The following is a 20,679-nucleotide window of genomic DNA, read 5'->3' on the forward strand; positions in this document are numbered from 1 at the left end:
AATGAAAGCGGGAAGGGGTTAGGGCCGGATTCTAGGCTCAAGGCTCTAGCGATGCCGATCTCCCGTGGGCCAGACATGATTCAATCAGCGAAGAAATCTTCATCGAGGCGTTTGACCTGGACGACGCGACTTACCCTGACACCGATACCGAACTCGATCATCAATTCGGCAAGTCGGTCGCCATCGATCAGAATGACTCGCTGCTGTAGGTTCTCAACATAGTCGAGAGCCTGTCTGCTGAACGTGCATGTAGTCACGAACACGCCCTTTGTTGCCCCGAAGCCTATCAAGCTACCGACGAAACCTTGGATGGCGGGGCGACCAATTGTCTGTTCAGGACTGTATCGCTTAGCCTGAACGTAAATGCGGTCGAGGCCGAGGCGATCTTCGTCGATGATGCCGTCAATGCCACCATCACCTGATTTTCCGAGCCGCCGTGCAGCGCTTTCGTGGGAGCCACCGTAACCCATCGCGACCAGCAATTCGACGATCAGGTGTTCGAAAAACGTGGGCGTCTGCTCATGAACGCGGCTGAGTAGGTCGGCCTTTAATGCCTTGGTCAAGACCGAGTTGGCCGCATCAATTTGTTCTTCGGGTGTCGTTTCAGATGCCGCCGCCTGTTCCTGGGCGGTGTCTTGGGAGTCACTTTTGCTCGAATTGCTCTTGTCGTAGAACTCAATGAACGCCGGATATGTCTTGAGTAGTTCAACATCGATCCGTTTGGGGTTTTTCGCCAACAATGCTTTTCCAGCGTCGGATGCGACAAACACGCCGCGCGATGGGCTGTCGATCAAGCCAGCCTTGGTCATGTAGAACTTTGCCCAGTGCACGCGATTGTGAAGAAGTGCCTGCTTCCCGCTGGGCAGAAGTTCCTCGCGCTCTTCCTCGGATAGGGCGAACTGATCGGCAATAGTCTCCGATGCAATCGGCACACGTGTCTCGCCTTGAGCTGCAACTTGCAACACTGGGAGCATCAGCGTTTGGTAATCAGGAATAGACATTTGCATTGATTAGCGAACTTTGCCGGATGGGCAATGTTGCGCTTGTCAGCTTCGCAGCAAGCCACAGAGCGCGGCAATAGGTTCCGTATCGAGGATTAGGGAGCCGATGGGCTGCTAGTGCCGGCAAACAGATGCGAGACAGTCCCTTGCGCGCAAAGCCCTCAATTCCGGGCAGTCGCTTCAATAGCAACAATCTCCGCGCCGCCGGTGCCCATCACGAAACCGGCCCAAGCGTCCATCATGTCGCGGCGTTTGTCGAAGAAGTCTGTGCGGCGATATGCAGCCTCAACAGCTTTGGGCACGGTATGGGCAAGGGCTGCCTCAGCTACTTCGCCGGGTAAGCTCGTCTGTTCTGCCGCCCAGTCGCGGAAGGTCGACCGGAATCCATGCACCGTGCAGGGCACCTTCATATCACGCAGGACCTTGGTAAGTGTCATGTTGCTCAACTCGTTCCCGCTGCCAGCTGGAAAGATAAGGTCGGTTCCTGCCTGCCGGATTGAAGCCATTTCTCGGAACAGCACGGCAGCGGCTGGCGACAACGGAATGCGATGCAGTTTGCGGGCTTTCATGCGGTCGGCAGGGATGGTCCACACAGCGGCGTCAAGATCGACCTCATTCCACGTTGCACCGCGCACTTCACCGCTGCGTGTCGCGGTCAGGACCGCAGCGCGCAGCGCCAGCGCACCCATGCCACGCTTGTCCACCAGCCGCGCCATGAGGGCAGGCAGTTCGGAATAGGGCAGGGCCTCAAAGTTCCCGCGCTTCGGTTGTGCTGGCAGCCGGTCGGCAACAGCTGGCCCAAGTGTGCCGATGAACAGTGCACCATCGGGGCGGGCAAAGCGCAGGGTGCGAATGATAAGGCTGCGCACCTTGCGGGCGGTTTCAGGCTTGCGCGTCCAGATCGGGCGCAGGCAATTAGCGATTGTATCCGCATCGATGCTCTGCACTTGTAACTTGCCGAGGGCTGGAAAGGCGTAGGTCTTCAGTTGCGATAGGCTTTGCCGTCGCTTTGCATCTGAAATCTTTGCATCGGCAGTCTTGGCTTCGAGGAAGCCCAGCGCAGCTTCGCGAAATGTGCGGGTCATTTCCTTTGGGGGTCTCAAGGCCAAATGAGGGTCGCGGCCAGCAATCAGCGCCGCCTTCACCAATGATGCCTTTTCCCGAGCCTCACTCAGTCCCACTGCGCGCAGGCTACCAAGACCGAACTCGCGGCGTTTTCCGTTATTCTGCACCCGTGCAACCCAGCTTGCCTGGCCGGAATCGCGCACGAACAGGATCAATCCGTCGCCATCGTGATGACGTCCGGGTTTGTTGAGGGCTGCCTTTACGTGTGCTTGGGTCAGCTTGCCCATACATGCCTCGCAGTTAGACTATGAGGTATTCCCCCATTTGGTCCCCCACCAATAGCCCGAAACAGCACGCGCGGCAACGAATGCATGCGCGCGTCTGCGAACAAGTTTTCCTAGGAAATAAGAGGGTTTTCCGGTCGCGAGCGATTGGCTGCGAAATGGAAAATGGCTCCCCGAGTTGGATTCGAACCAACGACCAAGTGATTAACAGTCACCTACTCTACCGCTGAGCTATCGGGGAGCAGCCCGAAGGCAGGGGTGCGCCTATATGGGCGAGGATTTGCTTTGGCAAGCCGGGTTTTTCAAAAAATCGGGGCGGTGTGGACCGCTGCCCACACTCAGACCACGAATTGCTCTGCAACGATGCGTTCGTCGAGCGTGTGGCCCGGGTCGAACAGCAGGGTGAGCGCCTTGTCGCGCGCGATTTCCAGGCGCACTTCGGCCACGTCGCGCAGCTCGCGCTGGTCGGCCACGGCCGCCACCGGGCGCTTGTCCGCCTCGAGAACGCGGAAGGTCACGCAGCTGCGGTCAGGGATGATCGCGCCCTTCCATCGGCGCGGGCGGAAGGCGGAGATGGGCGTCAGCGCGAAAAGCTGGGAATCAAGCGGCAGGATCGGTCCGTCGGCGGAAAGGTTGTAGGCTGTCGAGCCGGCAGGCGTCGACAGCAGCACACCGTCGCAGACCAGTTCCTTGATCCGCACTTTGTCGTCCACCGACACCTCGATCTTGGCGGTCTGGCGGGTTTCGCGCAGCAGCGAGACTTCGTTGATGGCGCAGAAGCGCTGCGTGCGCCCGTCCTGCGTTCGTGCTTCCATGGTGAGCGGGCTGATGCTCAGTTCCTTCGCCTTGGCGATGCGCGCCAGCAGCCGTTCGGGCTGGCGGTTGCGGTTCATCAGGAAGCCCACCGTGCCTAGGTTTACCCCGTAGGCCGGTACGATGCGGTCCGCATCGAGCATGGCGTGGAGGCTTTGCAACATGAACCCGTCCCCGCCGAGCACTACGGCGGCATCCGCTTCTTCCAGCGGGACCCAGTCGGCGAGCGGGCGGAACACCTGCTCGGCGGCTTCCTGTGCCCGATCGGAATCGGAAACCAGCAGTGCCAGTCGGCTGTAATCGCCCATTGCCTGTCCCGTCTTCGCCCGCCGGTTCGGCGCGGCAGTGGAGCGCATCCCTATGGAACGGCGTCCCATTTGGCAACAAAGCCGGAATTTGTGGCATAATTTTTACGTAAGGGGGATAAGCGGGGTTGCATGGGTCGTGCAGTTGAGCCGGATATGGACGAAACGAGGGACATTCTGACGGGTCTCGCCGACCCGGCGCAAATGCGCCGGACGGTATGGCGCTGGCAGTCGGAATGGCCGGGCTATGCCGGCAACTGTCCCATCCACGCGATGCTCATCACCATCGGCAGGATCGACACGGTGAACGTCGCTTTCGGCGAAAGCACGGGCGACGTGGCGCTGGTCGAAGTGGCCCAGCGCATCCGCCATTTCGCAGCCGACGAGCTTGAAAGCGGGGTCTGGCTGGCTGCGCGGCTAAACGGAGGCAATTTCGTCCTGCTGGCGCGCGAGGAGTGCACCAGGGAGCGTTGGCAGTGGCTGGCAGAGGCGCTGGCCGATGCGATTGCAGGGCCAATTGCCAATCCCGAAGGCGGCGCGAATTTGCGGCTCTGGCCGAGGCTCGCATTGATGCGGGCCGGTGAAAACGACGATGCCGAATCTATTCTCGACCGCCTGTCCGAAGTTGCCGCACGCACCCGCCAGTCTGCCGGTTCGCGCATCGCATGGTCGAGCGGGGCGGTCGCATCGAGCAAGCGCTCGAGCCACGAACTGGAGGCGGACCTTCTCGCCGCCATCGACGGTGACGAAATCGAGATCCTGTTCCAGCCGCAATATTCGCTCGACACCGACGAAATGATCGGGGCCGAGGCACTTGCCCGCTGGCACCACCCGCAGATCGGCCGCATGGGAGCGGCTTCTCTGTTCCAGATCGCCGAGCGCGCCGACCATACGGCGCACCTGTCGCGTCACATTGCCCAGCGCGCGATGGAACAGGCGCGCGACTGGCCAGCGCACTTGCGTCTTTCGCTCAACATCACACCGGCGGACCTCGGGGCCGACAATTTCGCGCTCGATTTCGCGCGCCTGTCGGAGCGGGTCGGCTTTTCGCTAGAACGCGTGACGCTGGAGATCATCGAGCAGGTGCTGCTGGGCGATCTCGACCGCGTGGCGAGCGTGTTGGACCAGCTGAAGCTGCTCGACTGCCGCATCGCGCTCGACGATTTTGGCGCGGGCTTCTGCAATTTCCGCTACCTCAAGGTGTTGCCGCTCGACTGCATCAAGCTCGACCGGTCGATGGTCGACGGCGTGGCGGAGGACGAGCGCGACCAGGCGGTGTTCCGTGCCATCATGGGCATGGCGAGGGCTCTCGACCTGAAGGTTCTGGTCGAGGGCGTGGAGACGACGGAACAGCGCGATTTCTGCGCTGCCGAGGGCTGCGAATACTACCAGGGTTTCCTGCGCGCCGAACCGGTCGCGGTAACGGATTTCCTCGAGCTCGCTTCTGCCTAGGCGGCCTGCTTTTCGCGCTTCTTCGACTTGCGGGCGATGCCCGACAGGCCCTTAGTCAGCTGGAACAGGCCGTTGAGGCGGCTTTCCGGCGAACTCCACGCCCGGCTGATCACCAGCTTCATGTCGGGGCGCAGCTTGGCCGTACCCTGGAGGCGGTCGACATAGGCAATGAGGCCCGGGCCGTCGGGGAAGTCGTCCTGGTGGAAGGTAACCAGCGTGCCGGCCGCGCCGACGTCGATCTTGGCGATGTTCGCCTCGATCGCCTGCAGCTTGATCTGGATGAGGCGGACGAGGTTCTCGGTGGCAAATGGCAGGGGGCCGAAGCGGTCGATCATCTCGGCAGCCAGTGCCTCTACATCGCCCTTGCTTTCCGCGTCGTTGAGGCGGCGGTAGAGCGCCATGCGCACGGCGAGGTCGGGGACGTAGTCCTCCGGAATCATGATCGGCGCATCCACCGTGATCTGCGGGCTGACCGTCTCGCGCTTGGGCTCGAGACCAAGCTCGCCGGCCTTGGCGGCCAGGATCGCGTCCTCCAGCATCGACTGGTAGAGCTCGAACCCGACCTCGCGGATGTGGCCTGACTGTTCGTCGCCCAACAAATTGCCCGCGCCGCGAATGTCGAGGTCGTGGCTGGCCAGCTGGAAGCCTGCGCCCAGGCTGTCGAGATCGCCGAGGACCTTGAGGCGCTTTTCCGCCACTTCCGATAGCTGCGTGTCGGCGGCGTAGGTGAGGTAGGCATAGGCGCGCAGTTTCGACCGGCCCACACGGCCGCGCAGCTGGTAGAGCTGCGCGAGGCCGAAGATGTCGGCCCGGTGGATGATGATCGTGTTCGCGCTCGGCAGGTCGAGGCCGCTTTCGACGATGGTCGTCGCCAGCAGCACGTCGTATTTGCCCTCGTAGAAGGCGCTCATCCGCTCTTCGATCTCGCCTGCACCCATCTGGCCGTGGGCGGCGACGAATTTCACTTCCGGCACGTGTTCGTGGAGCCAGTCGGACACCTGTTCCATGTCCGAAATGCGCGGCACGACGATGAAGCTCTGCCCGCCGCGATGGTGTTCGCGCAGCAGCGCCTCGCGCATCACCATGTCGTCCCATTCCATGACGTAGGTGCGCACCGCGAGGCGATCCACGGGCGGCGTCTGGATGGTCGAGAGTTCGCGCAGGCCAGTCATGGCCATCTGCAGCGTGCGCGGGATGGGCGTGGCGGTCAGCGTCAGCATATGCACGTCGGCGCGCAGCTGCTTGAGCTTTTCCTTGTGGTTCACCCCGAAGCGCTGCTCCTCGTCCACGATCACGAGTCCGAGGTTCTTGAACTTGGTCTGCTTCGAGAGGATCGCGTGGGTGCCGACGACGATGTCGATATCGCCCTTTTCCAGCCCTTCGCGCGTATCCTTCATTTCCTTGGCAGGGACGAGGCGCGAGAGGCGGCCAACCTTTAAGGGGAAGCCGTTGAAACGCTGGCTGAAGTTCTCGAAATGCTGGCGCGCGAGCAGGGTGGTCGGCGCTACAATCGCAACCTGCTGGCCGTTCATCGCGGCGACGAAGGCGGCGCGCAGGGCGACCTCGGTCTTGCCGAAGCCGACGTCGCCACAGACCAGCCGGTCCATCGGCTTGCCGCTCTCGAGATCGGACAGGACGTCGGCAATGGCGCGGTCCTGGTCGTCGGTTTCCTCGTACTGGAAGCGGTCGAGGAACTGGTTGTACGGGCCCTCCTCGACCTCCAGCACGGGCGCCTTCCGCAGAGCGCGCGCTGCTGCGACCTTGAGCAGTTCGCCCGCGATTTCGCGGATACGCTCCTTCAGGCGGGCTCGGCGCTTCTGCCAGGCTTCGCCGCCCAGCTTGTCGAGCATGACCGCTTCCTCGGAAGAGCCGTAGCGGCTGAGAACGTCGATGTTCTCCACCGGGATGAACAGCTTGTCGCCGCCCTTGTATTCCAGCTGCACGCAGTCGTGCTTCGACTTGCCGACCTGGATGGGCGAGAGGCCGAGATACTTGCCGATACCGTGCTCGGTATGGACGATGAGATCGCCTACCGCGAGAGCCTGCAATTCGGCAAGGAATGCGTCGGCGTCCTTGCGCTTCTTCTTGCGGCGCACGAGGCGGTCGCCGAGGATGTCCTGCTCGGTGAGCAGTTCCATCTCGTCATTGGCGAAGCTGGCCTCCAGCGGCAGGACCATGGCGGCGGGCTTGCCCTTGGCAGAGAGGCCGAGCGCTTCCTGCCAGCTGTCCGCCAGCGCGACCGGCTGGCCCGCTTCTTCCAGAATCGACGCGATGCGGGCGCGGCTGCCGGTCGAATAGGCAGCGAGTAGCGGGCGCTTGCCCGCCTTGCCGAGAGCTTTCAGGTGATCCGCCAGCACCGGGTAGACATTGTCGCCGCGTGCGCGTTCGGGTGTGAAATCGCGGCCCGAGCGGAAGCCGAAACCGACCACCGTGTCGCTCTCCGGCTCGTCGAATGGCGTTGCACGGTGCGCGGGCGCTGCGGCGAGCGCCTGCTTGAACTCGTCTTCCTTCAGGTAGAGCGCGTCGGGTGCCAGCGGGCGGTAATTGCCCTTGGCCTGCCCGCTGATCGCCTTCCTCTGCTCGAAATAGTCGGAGACGTCCTTGATACGCTCTTCCGCCGCAGCGAGCGAAGCCTGGTCGATGACGACGAGGTCATCCTCGCCGAGGTGGTCGAACAGCGTGACCAGCCGGTCTTCGAACAGCGGCAGCCAGTGTTCCATTCCGGCGAGCCTGCGCCCCTCGCTGACCGCTTCGTAGAGCGGGTCCTGCGTGGCATTGGCGCCGAACATCTCGCGATACCGGCTGCGGAAGCGCTTGATGCTGTCTTCGTCGAGCAGCGCCTCGCTGGCAGGCAGCAGCAAATGGCTGTCGAGCCTGCCGGTGGACATCTGCGTGTTCGGGTCGAAACTGCGCAGGGACTCCAGCTCGTCGCCGAAGAAGTCGAGCCGCAGGGCTTCGTCGAGGCCGCTCGGGAAGACGTCCACGATCGACCCACGAATGGCGTATTCGCCCTTGTCGATGACCGTGTCGGTGCGGCTGTAGCCCTGTTTCTGGAGCAGCAGCGACAGGCTTTCACGTCCGATTTCCGTGCCGGGTTTGAACTCGCGCACGCTTTCGCGAATACGGAACGGCGTGAGCACGCGCTGGAGCACGGCATTGGCCGTGGTGACTACCAGCTGCGCCTTCGCCTTGCCGGTCTGCAGGCGGTGAAGCGCAGCCAGCCGTTTGGCACTGACCGACAGTGCCGGGCTGGCGCGGTCGTAGGGCAGCGAATCCCAGGCGGGAAACTCGATGACGTCGAGCTCGGGTGCGAAGAAATGCGCCGCATCGGTGATGGCCCGCATCGCCGCATCGTCGGGCGCGATGAAGACGGCGCGTCCCGTGCTGGCGCGCGCAAGGTCGGCCATCACCAGTGGCTGCGCCCCGCGGGCGACCTGCGCCAGCGTCAGCGGCTGGCGGGCTTTGAGGATCCGGGAAAGGTCGGGCATCGAAGGGACAGCGCGATAGCGTCCCCCCTGTTCCCGTCAACGCGGAATGTCGACATAATCGAGCAGCTGCATCTTCGCCATCAGCGCGCCTTGGAAGCGGACCGGCGTTTCCTGCGTTTTCAGCGCCCAGGCCATGACATCGACGTCGTCTTCCTCGAGCAGCGCCTCGAACCAGCCGAGTTCCTCCTCGCCCCAGCCTTCGTGATAGCGATCGAAAAAGCCGCCGATCATGTAATCGGCTTCGCGCGTGCCGCGGTGCCAGGCACGGAAACGGGCGCGCTGCTTGCGGCCTTCGAATGTCAGGGCTTGAACCATGGATGGGGCGGGTAGGGCACTCGCCAAACGCGTGCAAGCGGCTATAGCGTGTGGACGATGCGGCCCGACGTCCTCAACCCCCTGTTCGCCGAAACCGAGACGCTGGACGGCGTCGGCCCGAAGCTGAAGAAGCCGCTAGACAAGCTCGGCCTGACGCGGCTGCGCGACCTCGTCTACCACCTCCCCGAACGCTTCGTGTCGCGCCGCGCGGTGGAGACGCTCGACGAGGCGGGCGAGGGCGAGAACATCGTCGTCAAGCTAACTGTCACCGAACATCGCAGCGGCCGCTCGCCGCGCGCGCCTTACCGCGTGCTGGCGCAGGACAGCATCGGCAACGTCCTCGCCCTGACCTATTTCGGGCGCGCGTCCTATACCGCCAAGAAACAGCTGCCCGTGGGCGAAACCCGCTGGGTAGCGGGCAAGCTCGAACGCTTCGGTGACATGCTGCAGATCGTCCATCCCGACCACGTGGTGGAGGAAGGCGGCGATACGCTGCAACGCCTGTGCGAGCCGGTCTATCGCCTGTCAGAAGGGCTAACCCAGCCCAAGGTGGCGGGCCTCGTCGAGCAGGCGCTGGCGCGGTGTCCGGAATTACCCGAATGGATCGAACCGACACAGGTCGCCAAGGAAGGCTGGCCCGCGTGGCGCGAGGCGGTGGTCCGCGCGCACAAGGCCGAGGACAGGCTGGCGCGCGACCGGCTGGCCTATGACGAGCTGTTCGCCAATTCGCTGGCCCTGATGCTGGTGCGCGCCGACAATCGCCGGCGCAAGGGTCAGCCATTGAAGGGCGACGGCAGCTATCGCGGCAAGCTCGACCTGCCGTTCCCGCTGACGGGGGCGCAGAAGCGTTCGATCGCCGAGATAGAAGGCGACATGGCGCAGGAAGCGCCGATGCTGCGCCTGCTGCAGGGCGATGTCGGGGCGGGCAAGACCGTCGTCGCGCTGGAGGCCATGCTGATCGCGGTGGAGGCGGGTGCGCAGGCGGCACTGCTCGCGCCCACCGAAATCCTCGCCCGCCAGCATTACGAGAGCCTGCGCCGCATGGCCGAGCCGACCGGCTCGCACGTTGCCCTGCTGACCGGGCGCGACAAGGGCAAGGCCCGCGAGGCGACGCTGATGGGCCTCCTCGACGGCAGCATCGATATCGTCGTCGGCACCCATGCGATTTTCCAGGACAAGGTCGCCTATCGCAATCTCGCCATGGTGGTGATCGACGAACAGCACCGCTTCGGGGTCGGCCAGCGACTGATGCTCGCAAGCAAGGGCAAGCGCGCGCCGCACGTACTTGCCATGACCGCAACGCCGATCCCGCGCACGCTGACGCTGGCCCAATATGGCGAACTGGACGTCAGCAAGCTCGACGAATTGCCACCGGGACGACAGGCCATCGACACGGTGGTAATGGGGCAGGACCGCATCCCTGCGCTGGTCGAACGGCTCGCGGCGCAAATCGCGGATGGGCGGCAGGCCTACTGGGTCTGTCCGATGGTCCGCGAAAGCGACGGAGCGGACGAGATCGCGGCTGCCGAGGCCCGCTACGCCTCGCTGAAAGAGCGGTTCGGCGACGACGTCGTGCTCGTCCATGGCCAGCTGGCCCCGGAAATGAAGGACGCGGCCATGGAACGCTTCGCCAGCGGCCATGCCAAGCTACTGGTAGCGACCACGGTGATCGAGGTCGGCGTAGACGTGCCTAACGCGACGCTCATGGTGATCGAGCAGGCGGAGCGCTTCGGCCTGGCCCAGCTCCACCAGCTACGCGGACGGGTGGGGCGGGGGAGCGAGAAGAGCTTCTGCGTACTGCTGCATGGCGAAATGCTGTCGGAAACCGCACGCGAACGCCTCGCCCTGATGCGCGAGACGCAGGACGGTTTCGTCCTTGCCGAGGAGGATTTGCGCCTGCGCGGCGGAGGCGAATTGCTCGGCACGCGGCAATCGGGCGACACGCCTTTCGCCATCGCCAGTTTCGAGCAGATCACCGAACTGCTGCCCAAGGCGCATGACGATGCCCGCCTGCTGATGGAACGCGACGGCGGGCTGGAAGGCGACCGCGGCGAGGCGGCGCGCATCTTGCTTTACCTGTTCGAGCGCGATTTCGGCGTAAAGACCCTACGCGGCGGCTAGGCCCTGGACGCGACAGGCCGGCAAACCTACGCGGCGGTTTCTGCCAGCAGGTCCCCGACGATCGAACGCACGTCCACCCGCGCTTTCAGCCTTGCGCCGAGCAGCGCGGTCCCGCTCACCTTGCGCTGGACGAACAGCGTTTCGGGCGGCGGGACGTGCCAGCTCTGCTTGTCCTTGGCGATCGGCATCGCCTCTTCCGTGATCTCAGGCACGAAAGCCCGGTCGCCGAAGTCGAACTTCCCGGGCCGCGCCATTTCGGTAACGATGATGTCGATGGCCTTGGCAATCCGCTCTGGATGGCGAGCGAGCGCTTGGGGGGAAATAAAGCCAGCAGAGACGGCCTCCTCGCGGACCCGTTCGCGGTCCTCGTCCAGTCCTGCCTGCAGCAGGCGGCGGTAGTGCGAGGCGACCGCCGGATCGACTTTGCGGGCTGCGCCGAAATCGAGCAGCACGACCTGCCCGGTATCGGCGCGGAAACGGTAGTTCGCGAAATTGGGGTCGGTCTGCATGAAGCCGAAATCGAATAATTCGCGCCCGACCAGTTCGATGAAGCTCGAGAAGACCGAATCGCGCAGGTCCTGCGGTTCGTCCGCCAGCGCCTCGATCGGGCGGCCCTCCTCGAAACTCATGGCAAGGATGTGCGGGCGGGTCAGGTCCGGCTGCAGCTCGGGCACCACGAAGCGCGCGTCGCCGTCCAGCAGTTCGGCATAGACCTGCATCATCCGGCCTTCGCGCTCGTAATCGGCTTCCTCGCGCAGCTGCTCCTTCGCCGCAGCCAGCATCGGCGCGATATCTAGGCTGTCGGGCAAGAGGCCGGTCATGCGCAGCAGTCCGGCGACATTGTCCACGTCCGATTCGATGCTCTTGGCAACGCCGGGATATTGCACCTTGATCGCCACCGCGCGCCCGTCGCGGGTCAGGGCTCGGTGGACCTGTCCGATGGACGCGGCGGCGATGGGGCGCGGCTCGAACCGGCGGAAGAGCTTGCGCCAGTCCGTGCCCCACTGCTCGGCCAGCACCTTGTCTAGCTGGCGTGGCGGCATGAAATCGGCCTGTTCGCGCAGGCGGGCGAGGATGGCGGAAAGCTCGGGCGGCAGGGCATCGCCTGCGTCCATGGAAATCATCTGGCCCAGCTTCATCGCCGCGCCGCGCATGTGCGACAGCTTGTCCGCCATGCGTTTCGCATTGCCTGGGGTGAGGAGCAGCTGGTCCATGCTCGGCCGCTCGCCTGCAGCCAGCCGGCGTGCGCCTTCGCCCAGCGCGCCGGCGAACATGCCGCCTGCCAGCCCGCCGAAGCCTGCCAGCCTGCCCAGGCGCGATGCCGGGACCGGCCGCGCGCGCCGCTTGTCCTCGTCAGCCATGATCGGACAGCAGCACTGCCACGAGCGCCTGCGCGCCCGCATCGACTTCGTTCCAGGTCACGCGAAACCCGTCCGTGCCGCCGTAATAGGGATCGCCCACCTCGCGGCCCTTCTGGCCGGGCACGAGGTCGAGCAGCATGACTGTGCGCGCCTTGCCATTGCCGGGATCGCGCGCGGCGATACCGTGCATGTTCGACCGGTCCATGCCGAGGATGAAATCGAAGCGGTGGAAATCCTCTGCCGCCAGCTGCCGCCCGCGATAGCCCGAAATGTCGATGCCTTGCCTGCGCGCCTCGTCGATACTGCGCGGATCGGGCGGCTGGCCGACATGGTAGTCGGCCGTGCCGGCGCTATCGACAAGCACGTCGAGCCCGGCCTCCTGTGCAGCGCGGCGGAAGGCGGCTTCGGCAAGGGGGGACCGGCAGATGTTGCCGAGGCAGACGAACAATACGGAATGGGACGGCATGACCGCCCAACGAGGCAGCGGCCCCGTGGTTTCAGACAAATGTTGATTTGGTGACACGCGAGGGACGCGGTGCAGGATAAGTGGTTGATCTGCGATAAAGGCTTTGGCGCAAGGTGCTCGCCTACTCGCAGCCATGCATGGTAATTCGATTTTCGCGTCTAAACGGCAGAATTAGGAACGGAAATCGAGCTCGCGTGACCATTGCTTGCACCTGCTTTTCGGCGCGTTGGCATAAAGATGGTATCGCTTACACTCCGCGGCAATAATCGCTCGATCAACACGCTTATCCCCGCACTGAAGCCGGCGATTGCGATGGTCACAAGTGCATCAACAAGAGGAGAGCCGAACATTCCTGCTCCGAAAGCAATTTTCGCCATTCCGAGGCTTATCAGTCCATGCATTACATAAATCGGCAGCGTCTTTTGCCCGATATAACTCATGGTCAGCTGCACCCTGCCGGTGTTTTCCAAGATACGAGCCAAGCAGAGGAGCGTGATAATACCGGCGCAGGTGGCTGTGATTGTGAAGGCCGGCTTTAGCCAGGAATTGCCCTGCGCCTCGCTGGCGAACAGTAACGCGCAGTAAGCTATTCCAGCTGTGCAGGCTGTTCTTAGCGGAGCGAGACGCTCGATCCGCTCTCGCGCATTTGCGACATAGAAGGGCAGGACAAAGAAAAGGAAATTTGCATAAATGCCAACCCCGCCCACCGCATGGGTGCCGGGAAGATCATAAGGAATCGTGACGAGCGCAGCGGAGAGGCCGATGGCGATAAGCAAGGTGAATAGAGGGACATGCCTCAAGCCAAATGCAGCGACGAGATTGAAAATCGCTAGCGCCCACAAAAACCAGGGGAATGCGCTTGGAAGTATGAACTCAGCTACCGCATCCGTAAATGCGAGCCCAGCGAGGTGCGATTCAGCCGAGGGGAAAAGCATTTTTGCAAATAGAAGCGACAGAATGCTCCATACTGCATAGACCTTTGATAGTTGCAGCAAACGTTCGGTTATCCGTTTATTGTGTCCCATATAGAAAGACATAGAAAATAGGCCGGATATGAAGAAAAACATGGGAACGCGTACTGGCGTCAGCATTGTTACGAAGCCATGCAAAATGCCATCTTCGCCCGTGTATATCGAGACATGTTGCGTTGCATGACCTAATAAAATCAATAGGATAGATATGGCTTTGGCAATATCTACCCACTTGGCGCGCAATTCGGGCGTTGTTTCGACCTCTGCCAATACCGCTTCCAATCCGTGCTCTTAAAAAACAGGTTTGTATGCAGGAGAAGGCTCACTGCATGCGGGTAAAATAGCATGTAAGTACTTGTTTAACTTGACAAATAAGGTGTCTATTTTATACTGTTCTTGCCTCAGGGTTGGATGGGTGCAGCTGTGCCCGTTTGTTTCGCTAAATTAACTTGGAAGCACTTGCGAAATCGTCGGGGCTTTCGGTCAGACAACAGGCCCACATGAGATTGAACAAGACGCTGCAGTGCCATAACGCATTGAAGGCCGAAGCCTGCCCGTCCTGTCGACGGGTTCTTGGCCATGAGGAGCTACGATAAGGCTTCTTTCCACGGGATCGCAGGTTGGCGTGGCCTTTCACCATCAAGCTACGCTCCGCTTTCTTGTTGCCATAATCGTTTTCCTGGCGATCCCATCGGGACTGGTCAGTGCCTTTTTGCTCATTCAGGCTGAGTGTGCGGAGGGTCGCTACCCGCGCGCTACCGCCGAAGTTACTTGGTCACCAAGGACAAAGTCGAAAATCTGTGGAGTGCCGACGTCGACAGCAAAGCTGCTTTTTGAGGAATGGCACAGCGCCTCGCTCACCCAAACTTCCTGGTGGCAGGTGAATGCGGAGCTTGATTAGGAAAACACGTTTGAAGCTGGGGGCAGCGGAGAGATTTCTATCGCGGTATTTCGAGCACCAAGCGCTTCACCGTCGCTTCCAGCGGCAATGAACTTTCCCAAGCAGAACCCCTCAAGATCAGCCAAGCATAGTCGCAATCGGGTGCATCAAACTGCCAGTTCTTTGTTGCCACTATGCTGGTGGTAAGAGCGCGGCCGCTCTGATTAGATACGCATTCGATGCTGGCGGTGATGTCACCGGTTCCCTGGCCTATGTTGACGTCGCTCTGGAAGGAATAGGATCCTGGCTGGATGACGATCAGTTTGCGGGCTAACTCACCGGCTGCATTCTGCTCGACGAAGATTTGGAGAGCGGCTGATCCCGTCAGGCGAGCCTGCGCTTCACGCGAAGTTCGCAATTGCCAATCGATTGGCGGGTAGTCTGCTTTGAGTGCGTTCTTGGTCATGTCGACCGCCGGGGCGATTGCGCCGTACACGGTGAAAGCGTCGCCAAAGCGCTTGTTGGAAACCAGGCGTGCCAGAAGGTTGCGGTTGGCTTGCTCGTCAAGGTCAGCATCAAGGTCGGATCGAAGGCTCAGGAAAGCATTCAAGGCCGCATCCGTATTAGGCACGCTTCGCCAGAAGGCAGGCGCCCAGACAGGCTCGAAGGAAAGCGCTTCCCGGATCAAAGGTAGGGCATCCGGGTCTCCGAGGTTCTCGGAAAGGATCGCGACCAACTGCGAAGAAAGTTCAGGCTCGGTGCGCGACAGCTGATCAAGCAGCGGGAAGAGCTTGGCAATTTCTCCGTCCTGCGCGGCCATCTGCACAAGCATAAGTCCTGTCAGGCGCTCGCGCTTGTTCAGCGATCTCGATGCCGCCAATAACTCATCGCTTTGAGTGTCACTCGCCATCGCGAGAACGAAGTGGGCCTTGGTAGCCAGAGGCTCCCTCGAGTAGGCAACTCTCGCAGTTTTCGACGCAATATCATCGATGCGGAGAGACAGTCTCGCCTCATCGACCTGCGAGGCCCGCACCTGAGCCAAGGCGAGATCAGCGACACGGAAGCCGTTCCAGGCATTGGCCCAGCCAGGGGCAAGGCCCCCTGCATTCACCTGCGCATGCAGGGCAAGGATTGGCGCCAGCGCAACGAAGCTTGCTGCAAGAATGCCTCGCAGGCTCAACGCCGGTCTCCTCAGGCTACTTCGCTCAGTTTCGGTTTCTCGCCATAGGAGTACCCGTAGCCATAACCGTAACCGTAGCCATAGGACTGGTTACGCTCGTCGAGCTTGGTCACGACGGCACCAAAAATCTTGCCGCCGCCTCGCTCCAGTCGGTCGAGAGCCTGCGCGATCATGCGCACCTTCCCGCGGTTTGCTTCCACCACCATGACCACGCCTTCCACAGCGGAAGCGATGAGCGGTGCATCGGCGAGGCCCAGCACTGGGGGCGCATCGATAATGACATGGTCATACCGCGCTTCGAGTTTGCCGAGAAACTCCTCGAAACGGTCGCCTGCGAGCAATTCTGCTGCATTGGGCGGCTGGCGTCCGGCGGGAATGAGCTCGAAGTTGAACGGCTTGGCAATCTGTACCAGCGACTGCCAGTCATCTTCGCCGCGCAGGTAATTGCTGAGCCCCTTGCCGCCGGAGACATCGAGGTACTTCGAAAGGCCGGAGTGACGCATGTCTGCATCGAGCAGCAGCACCCGCTTACCGCGCTCGGCGAGGATCTTCGCCAAGGCGACGCTTGACAGGCTTTTGCCTTCTGCTGGCCGCGTGCTGCCAAGCATCAGGCGTTTCGGCACACCGTTCTCGGAGAGGAATCCGAGCGTCGTAAAGAGGTTGAAGTAGGCCTCGTAGAGCTCGGAGTGCTTGCTCTCCAACTCGTCTGCAAGATCATTCTCCCTCGATGCAGGGATGCTGCCCAAGAGCGGTACTCCGAGGAGTTCGGGCACTTCTGCGGGATCGCGGACGCTCTGGTCCAGCTTCTCGCGAAGCAGGATAATACCACCTGCAGCTGCAGCGCCGATCAGCAGCGATAGCAGGAGGTTTCGAAGAAGGTTGGGCTCGGAGGGAACGGTCGGTACTTCGGCGGCGTCGACCATCGCGATGTTGTTTTCACCAACACCAGCGACGCCAATTTCGCGGTAGCGCTGCAACAGGGAATTATAGAGTGCCTGTGTCGTGTCGACTTCGCGCTGCAGGATATTGTACTGTACGCTGTCGCGCCTCTGGCCGACGAACTCGTCACGCAGTTCGTTGACGCGCGCTCTCAAGCGCTGTTCCGTTTCGAGAGCCTGCTGGAACCGTGCACGAACCGCGCTGCCAGAACGGCGCTCGGCTGCAGCAATTTCGCGGTCAAGCTGGCTGATTTGTTCAGAGAGGGCTCGGACAGTTGGGTATTCTTCGCCAGCAGTAGCGCGCAGTTGCGCACGCTGGGCGGAAAGCTCAGCCCTTCGTTGGCGCAGCGGCTGGATAGCGGCCGCATCTTCAGGCGAAAGGGCGGTAGCGGTCGCATCGAGCGCGCTCTGGGCAGCGATCCTCTCAGTGGTTGCCTGCGCAAGCGCAGTGTTGAGCGCCTGGAGGTCGCTGGCAACCAGCGTCTGGGAGGCTGTCTCACTGCTGCTGCCGGTTTCAGGCGTCTCGATAGTGAAAAGGTTGCGCTCGGCGGCATAGGTGATGAGCTCGCGCTCTGCTGTTTCGAGACGCTCTCTCAGCTGTTCGATCCGGCCTTCCAGGAACTGGCGCGCTTCATTGGTGGCACCGAAGCGCCTGCTGAGATTGCTGGCAATGTATTCGTTCGCCCAAGAATTGGCGATGCGCGCAGAAACTGCCGGGCTTGGGCTGGTGAAGCGGATATCGACCAGGTTAGACGAACCGACCGGTGAGATGGAAACATTATCCAAGAGGAGATTGGCGAGAGCCCTCTCCGGATCGCGCGCAAAACCGGCATCGGCTGTATCGATATCGAAAGCCTTCAGGAACGCCTCGTCTGAGGCGAGCTTGCCTTGCCGCACGACTTGCTCGGCGAGCGAGCGCGACTTCAACAGTTCGTACTGGGTCTCGTAGTATTGCGCGTCGAGAACCTGGTCCTGCGTTTCAACCCCTTCCACCGCAGTGACGTTATTTTCGACGCGGCTGATCTCGATGCGGGCGCTCGCCTGGTATTTGGGGGTCATGATCAAGGTCGCGACGACACCGATCACGAGGCTTGCTGTGATCAGGATCGCGATCAGCCACTTGTTGTTCTTGACTGTCTGCCAGACGCGCTCGGCGACCGGCACGCCAAGGTCTCGCAAGCCTTCAGCGTTATCCTCGTAATAATCGGCTGTGTCGGGGCGAGCCGATCGGATATTCATTGTACGGTCCATGGCAGCTTATCTCAGCACGCGATCAAGCAGGATGATCGGCGATGTTATCAAAGGAGCAAGGGACGTTATCGCTTGCAAGCGGCGTAATGTGGGCGACTCGCCGACTTGAACGATGTCTCCAGGATAGATCGTCGGATCGGCGTAATTTCCGCGCTGGATGGCGCCGAGGTCATATATTCCGATGTAGCGTTGGTCGCCGACGGTGCGAAAGATCACGACCTCGCCAAGCTTCGCCGTGTCGGTCGTGCCGCCGCCGGTGGCCACTGCCTCGAGGAGGCTCATTGTCCCGAACACGGGATAGCGGCCAGGCTTGTTGACCTCTCCGCCCATGGTGAAGACACGGCCAGGCTGTTCGAGGACGTCAACGGTGACCACGGGGTCGACCACGTAGGGTCCGCGAAGTCGCGCTGCGATGTCCTGAGCGATGGCCTGCGGCTCTCTTCCTTCTGCTTCGACCATGCCGATGAGCGGAAAGGCAAACGTTCCGGTTGCAGAAACCTGGAGCTCCCGGCTCAGCTCAGGAAAGCCAAGCACGTCGATCCGCAGGCTGTCCTGCGGGCGAATAATTGCCGTCTCATCGGTTGCGGGCGCGGGGAGAGCGCTCAGCTCTGCTACGGCGATACCCGGATCGGTCCCGATGGGACCCGATGAGGCGCAGGCCGTGAGAAGGGTGCTCGCAGCAGCAAGCAAGAAGATCCGGTTTTTTGGCATGGTTGAGTGTCGAAAGAATAGGTCTGAAGCAGCCTCTTGCTTTCGCGATCCCTCGTTTGAAAAGTTAAGTTTTCCCAGCTTTCGCCTGTTTACTTAGGTCAGGACAGACAAAGATGGCAAGCGCGCAGATTGCAAGGGCCATGATTGACGGAACCCGCAGCGGATAGTCGACCACGCTTGCCCCGGCGAGAATGAGCAGCAATCCAAGCCCCAGCCAGCTGTCAGAGAACCCGCCCCTGGCTTGCATTAGGCTACCTACCATGCGCCAAACCCTCACGAGGGCAATTGTGATCGCCGCGGCCATGACGAGGAGCCCGGGGACGCCAGCTTCGATGACGAATTGAAGCCAGTCATTATGCGCCTCGTTGACGTAGGACGGCATGAGCAATTCGACGGGTTCGCGCATGCGGTAGGCATGCTCGAACGTCCCAAGACCGGTTCCCCAAGGCTGGAAATCGGCAACCATCTCGAGCAGTATCGGGAGAAGGTCAGCTCTCAGGTCTTCGAGTGCGCTGCGCTCGATCAGGCGTGACAAGGCTGGCAAGCGTTCTGCGAGCGCAAACAAGGCTATGAGTGCCACCGCGGCAAGAGCGAGCGCTACCGGGGCAAGGAACGACTGGCCTTTGGCCCTGGTCTTGACGGCTTTTTCCGCCCGGCGCGGCAGGAGCACAGCGGCCGACATGATCATCACCATCAGCAACGCGAATAGCCCGGCGCGAGAGCCATTGATGAGAACGCCTACGCCAAGGAGTAAGCCGCAACTGGCATAGAGCGCCACCCAGTTTTTACGGCCTGTGAGGCTGCTGCGCAACGCGAGGTGCGTGCAGATGAGGGCACAGCAGGCGAGGAAGACGGCCTGATGATTGCGATTGGCGAACAGGCCTACCGGGCTGCCGCGGTTTGTGATCTCGTACAGATAGAGACCGCTACGCGGATCGCTGAAGAGCTGGAGTACGCCGACCAGGGTGCTCACGACCCCCATGACCACGAATGCTGCAAGGGCACGCTCGCTGTCACCAAGTTGGCATAGCAGCAGCAGCACGGCGAGGGGGACAACAAGAGAGGCTAGCGCGTTGATGGTTGCCGCTGGCGAAAGCGTGAGCGGGCGCCACACTTCAAGCCCGACCATCACGTCCATTTTTGCGATGACCTCCCGTCCCGGGAGTTCCATCCAGACAGAGGGGGGCAGGGGCCCAAGTTGGAAGAGCGCGAGAATTCCGATTGCGCCGAGAAGGGCAAGCGGGCCCCGGACAGCAAGGGCACAGCGGCTCGGGATGAGAAAGATGCTAAGCGCCACGACGAGCGCCGCAACGCCTCGCAGGATTGGCAGGCTGGTGATGTCGTCGCGCGATCCGCCTCCGGTAAGAAACACGAATGCGAGAAAGCCTGCAAAAAGGATCAAGGCGCCGCGTTCGGTGCGGGCTGCATCGGTTAGCCTGCTGAAAATCTTGCGCGTCCCTCGCTTGGTGCTGCCATGAGCGGGTAGCGTGTTCCCGCCAAGTTACAGGGCAGGCCCCTTAGCGAGGCGAATAGACCCTTGCTAGTCCTGCTTGAAGCCTAGCGGCCAAAGATCCTTGCCAAAAACCCGGGTCTCGCAGTCGGCTTGGTCTGCCCGGAAACCTGGAAGAGGTAATGGCCAAGTTGAACGGCCTGGTTCTTGTCGAGCATGTAAACAGAATGGTGAACGTCGTCTTCTGTATGCGGCGGAGGTTTGCGAACCGATTGAACCCGCAGGATTATACGATCGTGCAAGTCTTGTGACTTCCAGCCGACAAGAACGCCGTAAGTATCGATCAGGTCATCCAGAGGCCGGGTTTCTTCGTTTCGGTCGCCGCTTTGCTTCACCATCATCCCCCCGCTGCGTGGTTTTATTTACCCTGACCGCATGCGAGGCTCAAGGCGTGAAGATGGTCATTGGGTGCGACGGTGCCAGCATGGGACACGCTGGAGGCGTGCATACAAATGCATGGAAATCGCCCGACAAATCGGTGGTGTTGCGAAACCCTTTGAAAAATTTGGCCTAATCTTGGAGGAAAGAGGCTATTTGGTCGGAAATTTCCAATTTCTTTCACACATA

At 61.6% G+C, this 20,679-nt stretch carries 16 protein-coding genes and 1 tRNA gene; 3 read left to right on the plus strand and 14 right to left on the minus strand.

The window, feature by feature from the left end:
* Positions 1 to 80 precede the first annotated feature (80 nt).
* The 4 genes from LCL94_RS11340 to LCL94_RS11355 all read right to left on the minus strand — a co-directional run bounded on the left by LCL94_RS11340 (position 81) and on the right by LCL94_RS11355 (position 3,471).
* A complete protein-coding gene (locus LCL94_RS11340; RefSeq protein ID WP_224832290.1) occupies positions 81 to 1,001 on the minus strand; it encodes a restriction endonuclease in 921 nt (306 codons plus the stop codon).
* 161 nt (positions 1,002 to 1,162) lie between these two features.
* Positions 1,163 to 2,353 (minus strand): tyrosine-type recombinase/integrase, encoded by a 1,191-nt coding sequence (locus LCL94_RS11345; protein WP_224832291.1) that lies wholly within the window; start codon positions 2,351 to 2,353, stop codon positions 1,163 to 1,165.
* Positions 2,354 to 2,516: 163 nt separating this feature from the next.
* Positions 2,517 to 2,591 (minus strand) — tRNA-Asn (locus LCL94_RS11350).
* Positions 2,592 to 2,688: 97 nt separating this feature from the next.
* A complete protein-coding gene (locus LCL94_RS11355; RefSeq protein ID WP_224832710.1) occupies positions 2,689 to 3,471 on the minus strand; it encodes an NAD kinase in 783 nt (260 codons plus the stop codon).
* A gap of 129 nt (positions 3,472 to 3,600) precedes the next feature.
* Here LCL94_RS11355 and LCL94_RS11360 point away from each other — a divergent pair, with 129 nt between their 5' ends.
* Positions 3,601 to 4,920, plus strand: a complete 1,320-nt coding sequence (locus tag LCL94_RS11360; protein ID WP_224832292.1) for a GGDEF domain-containing phosphodiesterase — start codon at positions 3,601 to 3,603, stop codon at positions 4,918 to 4,920.
* Here LCL94_RS11360 and mfd read toward each other — a convergent pair.
* Both mfd and LCL94_RS11370 read right to left on the minus strand, forming a co-directional pair.
* Positions 4,917 to 8,408 carry a transcription-repair coupling factor gene (mfd, locus tag LCL94_RS11365; RefSeq protein WP_224832293.1) on the minus strand — a complete coding sequence of 1,164 codons (3,492 nt, stop codon included), beginning with the start codon at positions 8,406 to 8,408 and terminating at the stop codon, positions 4,917 to 4,919. The two genes, LCL94_RS11360 and mfd, sit on opposite strands and share 4 nt — an antisense overlap.
* Before the next feature lie 36 nt (positions 8,409 to 8,444).
* Positions 8,445 to 8,723: a succinate dehydrogenase assembly factor 2 gene (locus tag LCL94_RS11370; RefSeq protein WP_160606549.1), complete on the minus strand. Its 279-nt coding sequence runs from the start codon at positions 8,721 to 8,723 to the stop codon at positions 8,445 to 8,447.
* A gap of 57 nt (positions 8,724 to 8,780) precedes the next feature.
* On the opposite strand from LCL94_RS11370, the gene recG reads away from it, so the two are divergent.
* Positions 8,781 to 10,844, plus strand: coding sequence for an ATP-dependent DNA helicase RecG (gene recG / locus LCL94_RS11375; RefSeq protein ID WP_224832294.1), 2,064 nt, complete (start codon positions 8,781 to 8,783; stop codon positions 10,842 to 10,844).
* A 26-nt stretch (positions 10,845 to 10,870) separates the two neighbouring features.
* On the opposite strand, the gene LCL94_RS11380 is transcribed toward recG, so the two are convergent.
* From LCL94_RS11380 to LCL94_RS11410, 7 genes are all read right to left on the minus strand, one after another.
* Positions 10,871 to 12,205 carry an ABC1 kinase family protein gene (locus LCL94_RS11380; protein WP_224832295.1) on the minus strand — a complete coding sequence of 445 codons (1,335 nt, stop codon included), beginning with the start codon at positions 12,203 to 12,205 and terminating at the stop codon, positions 10,871 to 10,873.
* Complete coding sequence (locus LCL94_RS11385; protein ID WP_224832296.1) at positions 12,198 to 12,671, minus strand: low molecular weight protein-tyrosine-phosphatase; 474 nt, start codon at positions 12,669 to 12,671, stop codon at positions 12,198 to 12,200. The genes LCL94_RS11380 and LCL94_RS11385 overlap by 8 nt, the downstream gene beginning before the upstream one ends.
* A gap of 158 nt (positions 12,672 to 12,829) precedes the next feature.
* Positions 12,830 to 13,912: an acyltransferase family protein gene (locus LCL94_RS11390; protein ID WP_224832297.1), complete on the minus strand. Its 1,083-nt coding sequence runs from the start codon at positions 13,910 to 13,912 to the stop codon at positions 12,830 to 12,832.
* A 668-nt stretch (positions 13,913 to 14,580) separates the two neighbouring features.
* Positions 14,581 to 15,702 carry a hypothetical protein gene (locus LCL94_RS11395; RefSeq protein ID WP_224832298.1) on the minus strand — a complete coding sequence of 374 codons (1,122 nt, stop codon included), beginning with the start codon at positions 15,700 to 15,702 and terminating at the stop codon, positions 14,581 to 14,583.
* Between the two features lie 11 nt (positions 15,703 to 15,713).
* Positions 15,714 to 17,879, minus strand: a complete 2,166-nt coding sequence (locus LCL94_RS11400) for a GumC family protein (RefSeq protein ID WP_224832299.1) — start codon at positions 17,877 to 17,879, stop codon at positions 15,714 to 15,716.
* A gap of 18 nt (positions 17,880 to 17,897) precedes the next feature.
* Positions 17,898 to 18,602, minus strand: a complete 705-nt coding sequence (locus tag LCL94_RS11405) for a polysaccharide biosynthesis/export family protein (protein ID WP_224832300.1) — start codon at positions 18,600 to 18,602, stop codon at positions 17,898 to 17,900.
* A gap of 64 nt (positions 18,603 to 18,666) precedes the next feature.
* Positions 18,667 to 19,740: an O-antigen ligase family protein gene (locus LCL94_RS11410; RefSeq protein ID WP_224832301.1), complete on the minus strand. Its 1,074-nt coding sequence runs from the start codon at positions 19,738 to 19,740 to the stop codon at positions 18,667 to 18,669.
* Positions 19,741 to 19,800: 60 nt separating this feature from the next.
* On the opposite strand from LCL94_RS11410, the gene LCL94_RS11415 reads away from it, so the two are divergent.
* Complete coding sequence (locus LCL94_RS11415; protein ID WP_224832302.1) at positions 19,801 to 20,037, plus strand: hypothetical protein; 237 nt, start codon at positions 19,801 to 19,803, stop codon at positions 20,035 to 20,037.
* Between the two features lie 122 nt (positions 20,038 to 20,159).
* Here LCL94_RS11415 and LCL94_RS11420 read toward each other — a convergent pair whose 3' ends face one another.
* Positions 20,160 to 20,453 carry a hypothetical protein gene (locus tag LCL94_RS11420; RefSeq protein WP_224832303.1) on the minus strand — a complete coding sequence of 98 codons (294 nt, stop codon included), beginning with the start codon at positions 20,451 to 20,453 and terminating at the stop codon, positions 20,160 to 20,162.
* Between the last annotated feature and the right edge of the window lie 226 nt (positions 20,454 to 20,679).

It is taken from the genome of Qipengyuania gaetbuli, from assembly GCF_020171365.1.
GTDB classification, from domain to species: domain Bacteria; phylum Pseudomonadota; class Alphaproteobacteria; order Sphingomonadales; family Sphingomonadaceae; genus Qipengyuania; species Qipengyuania gaetbuli_B.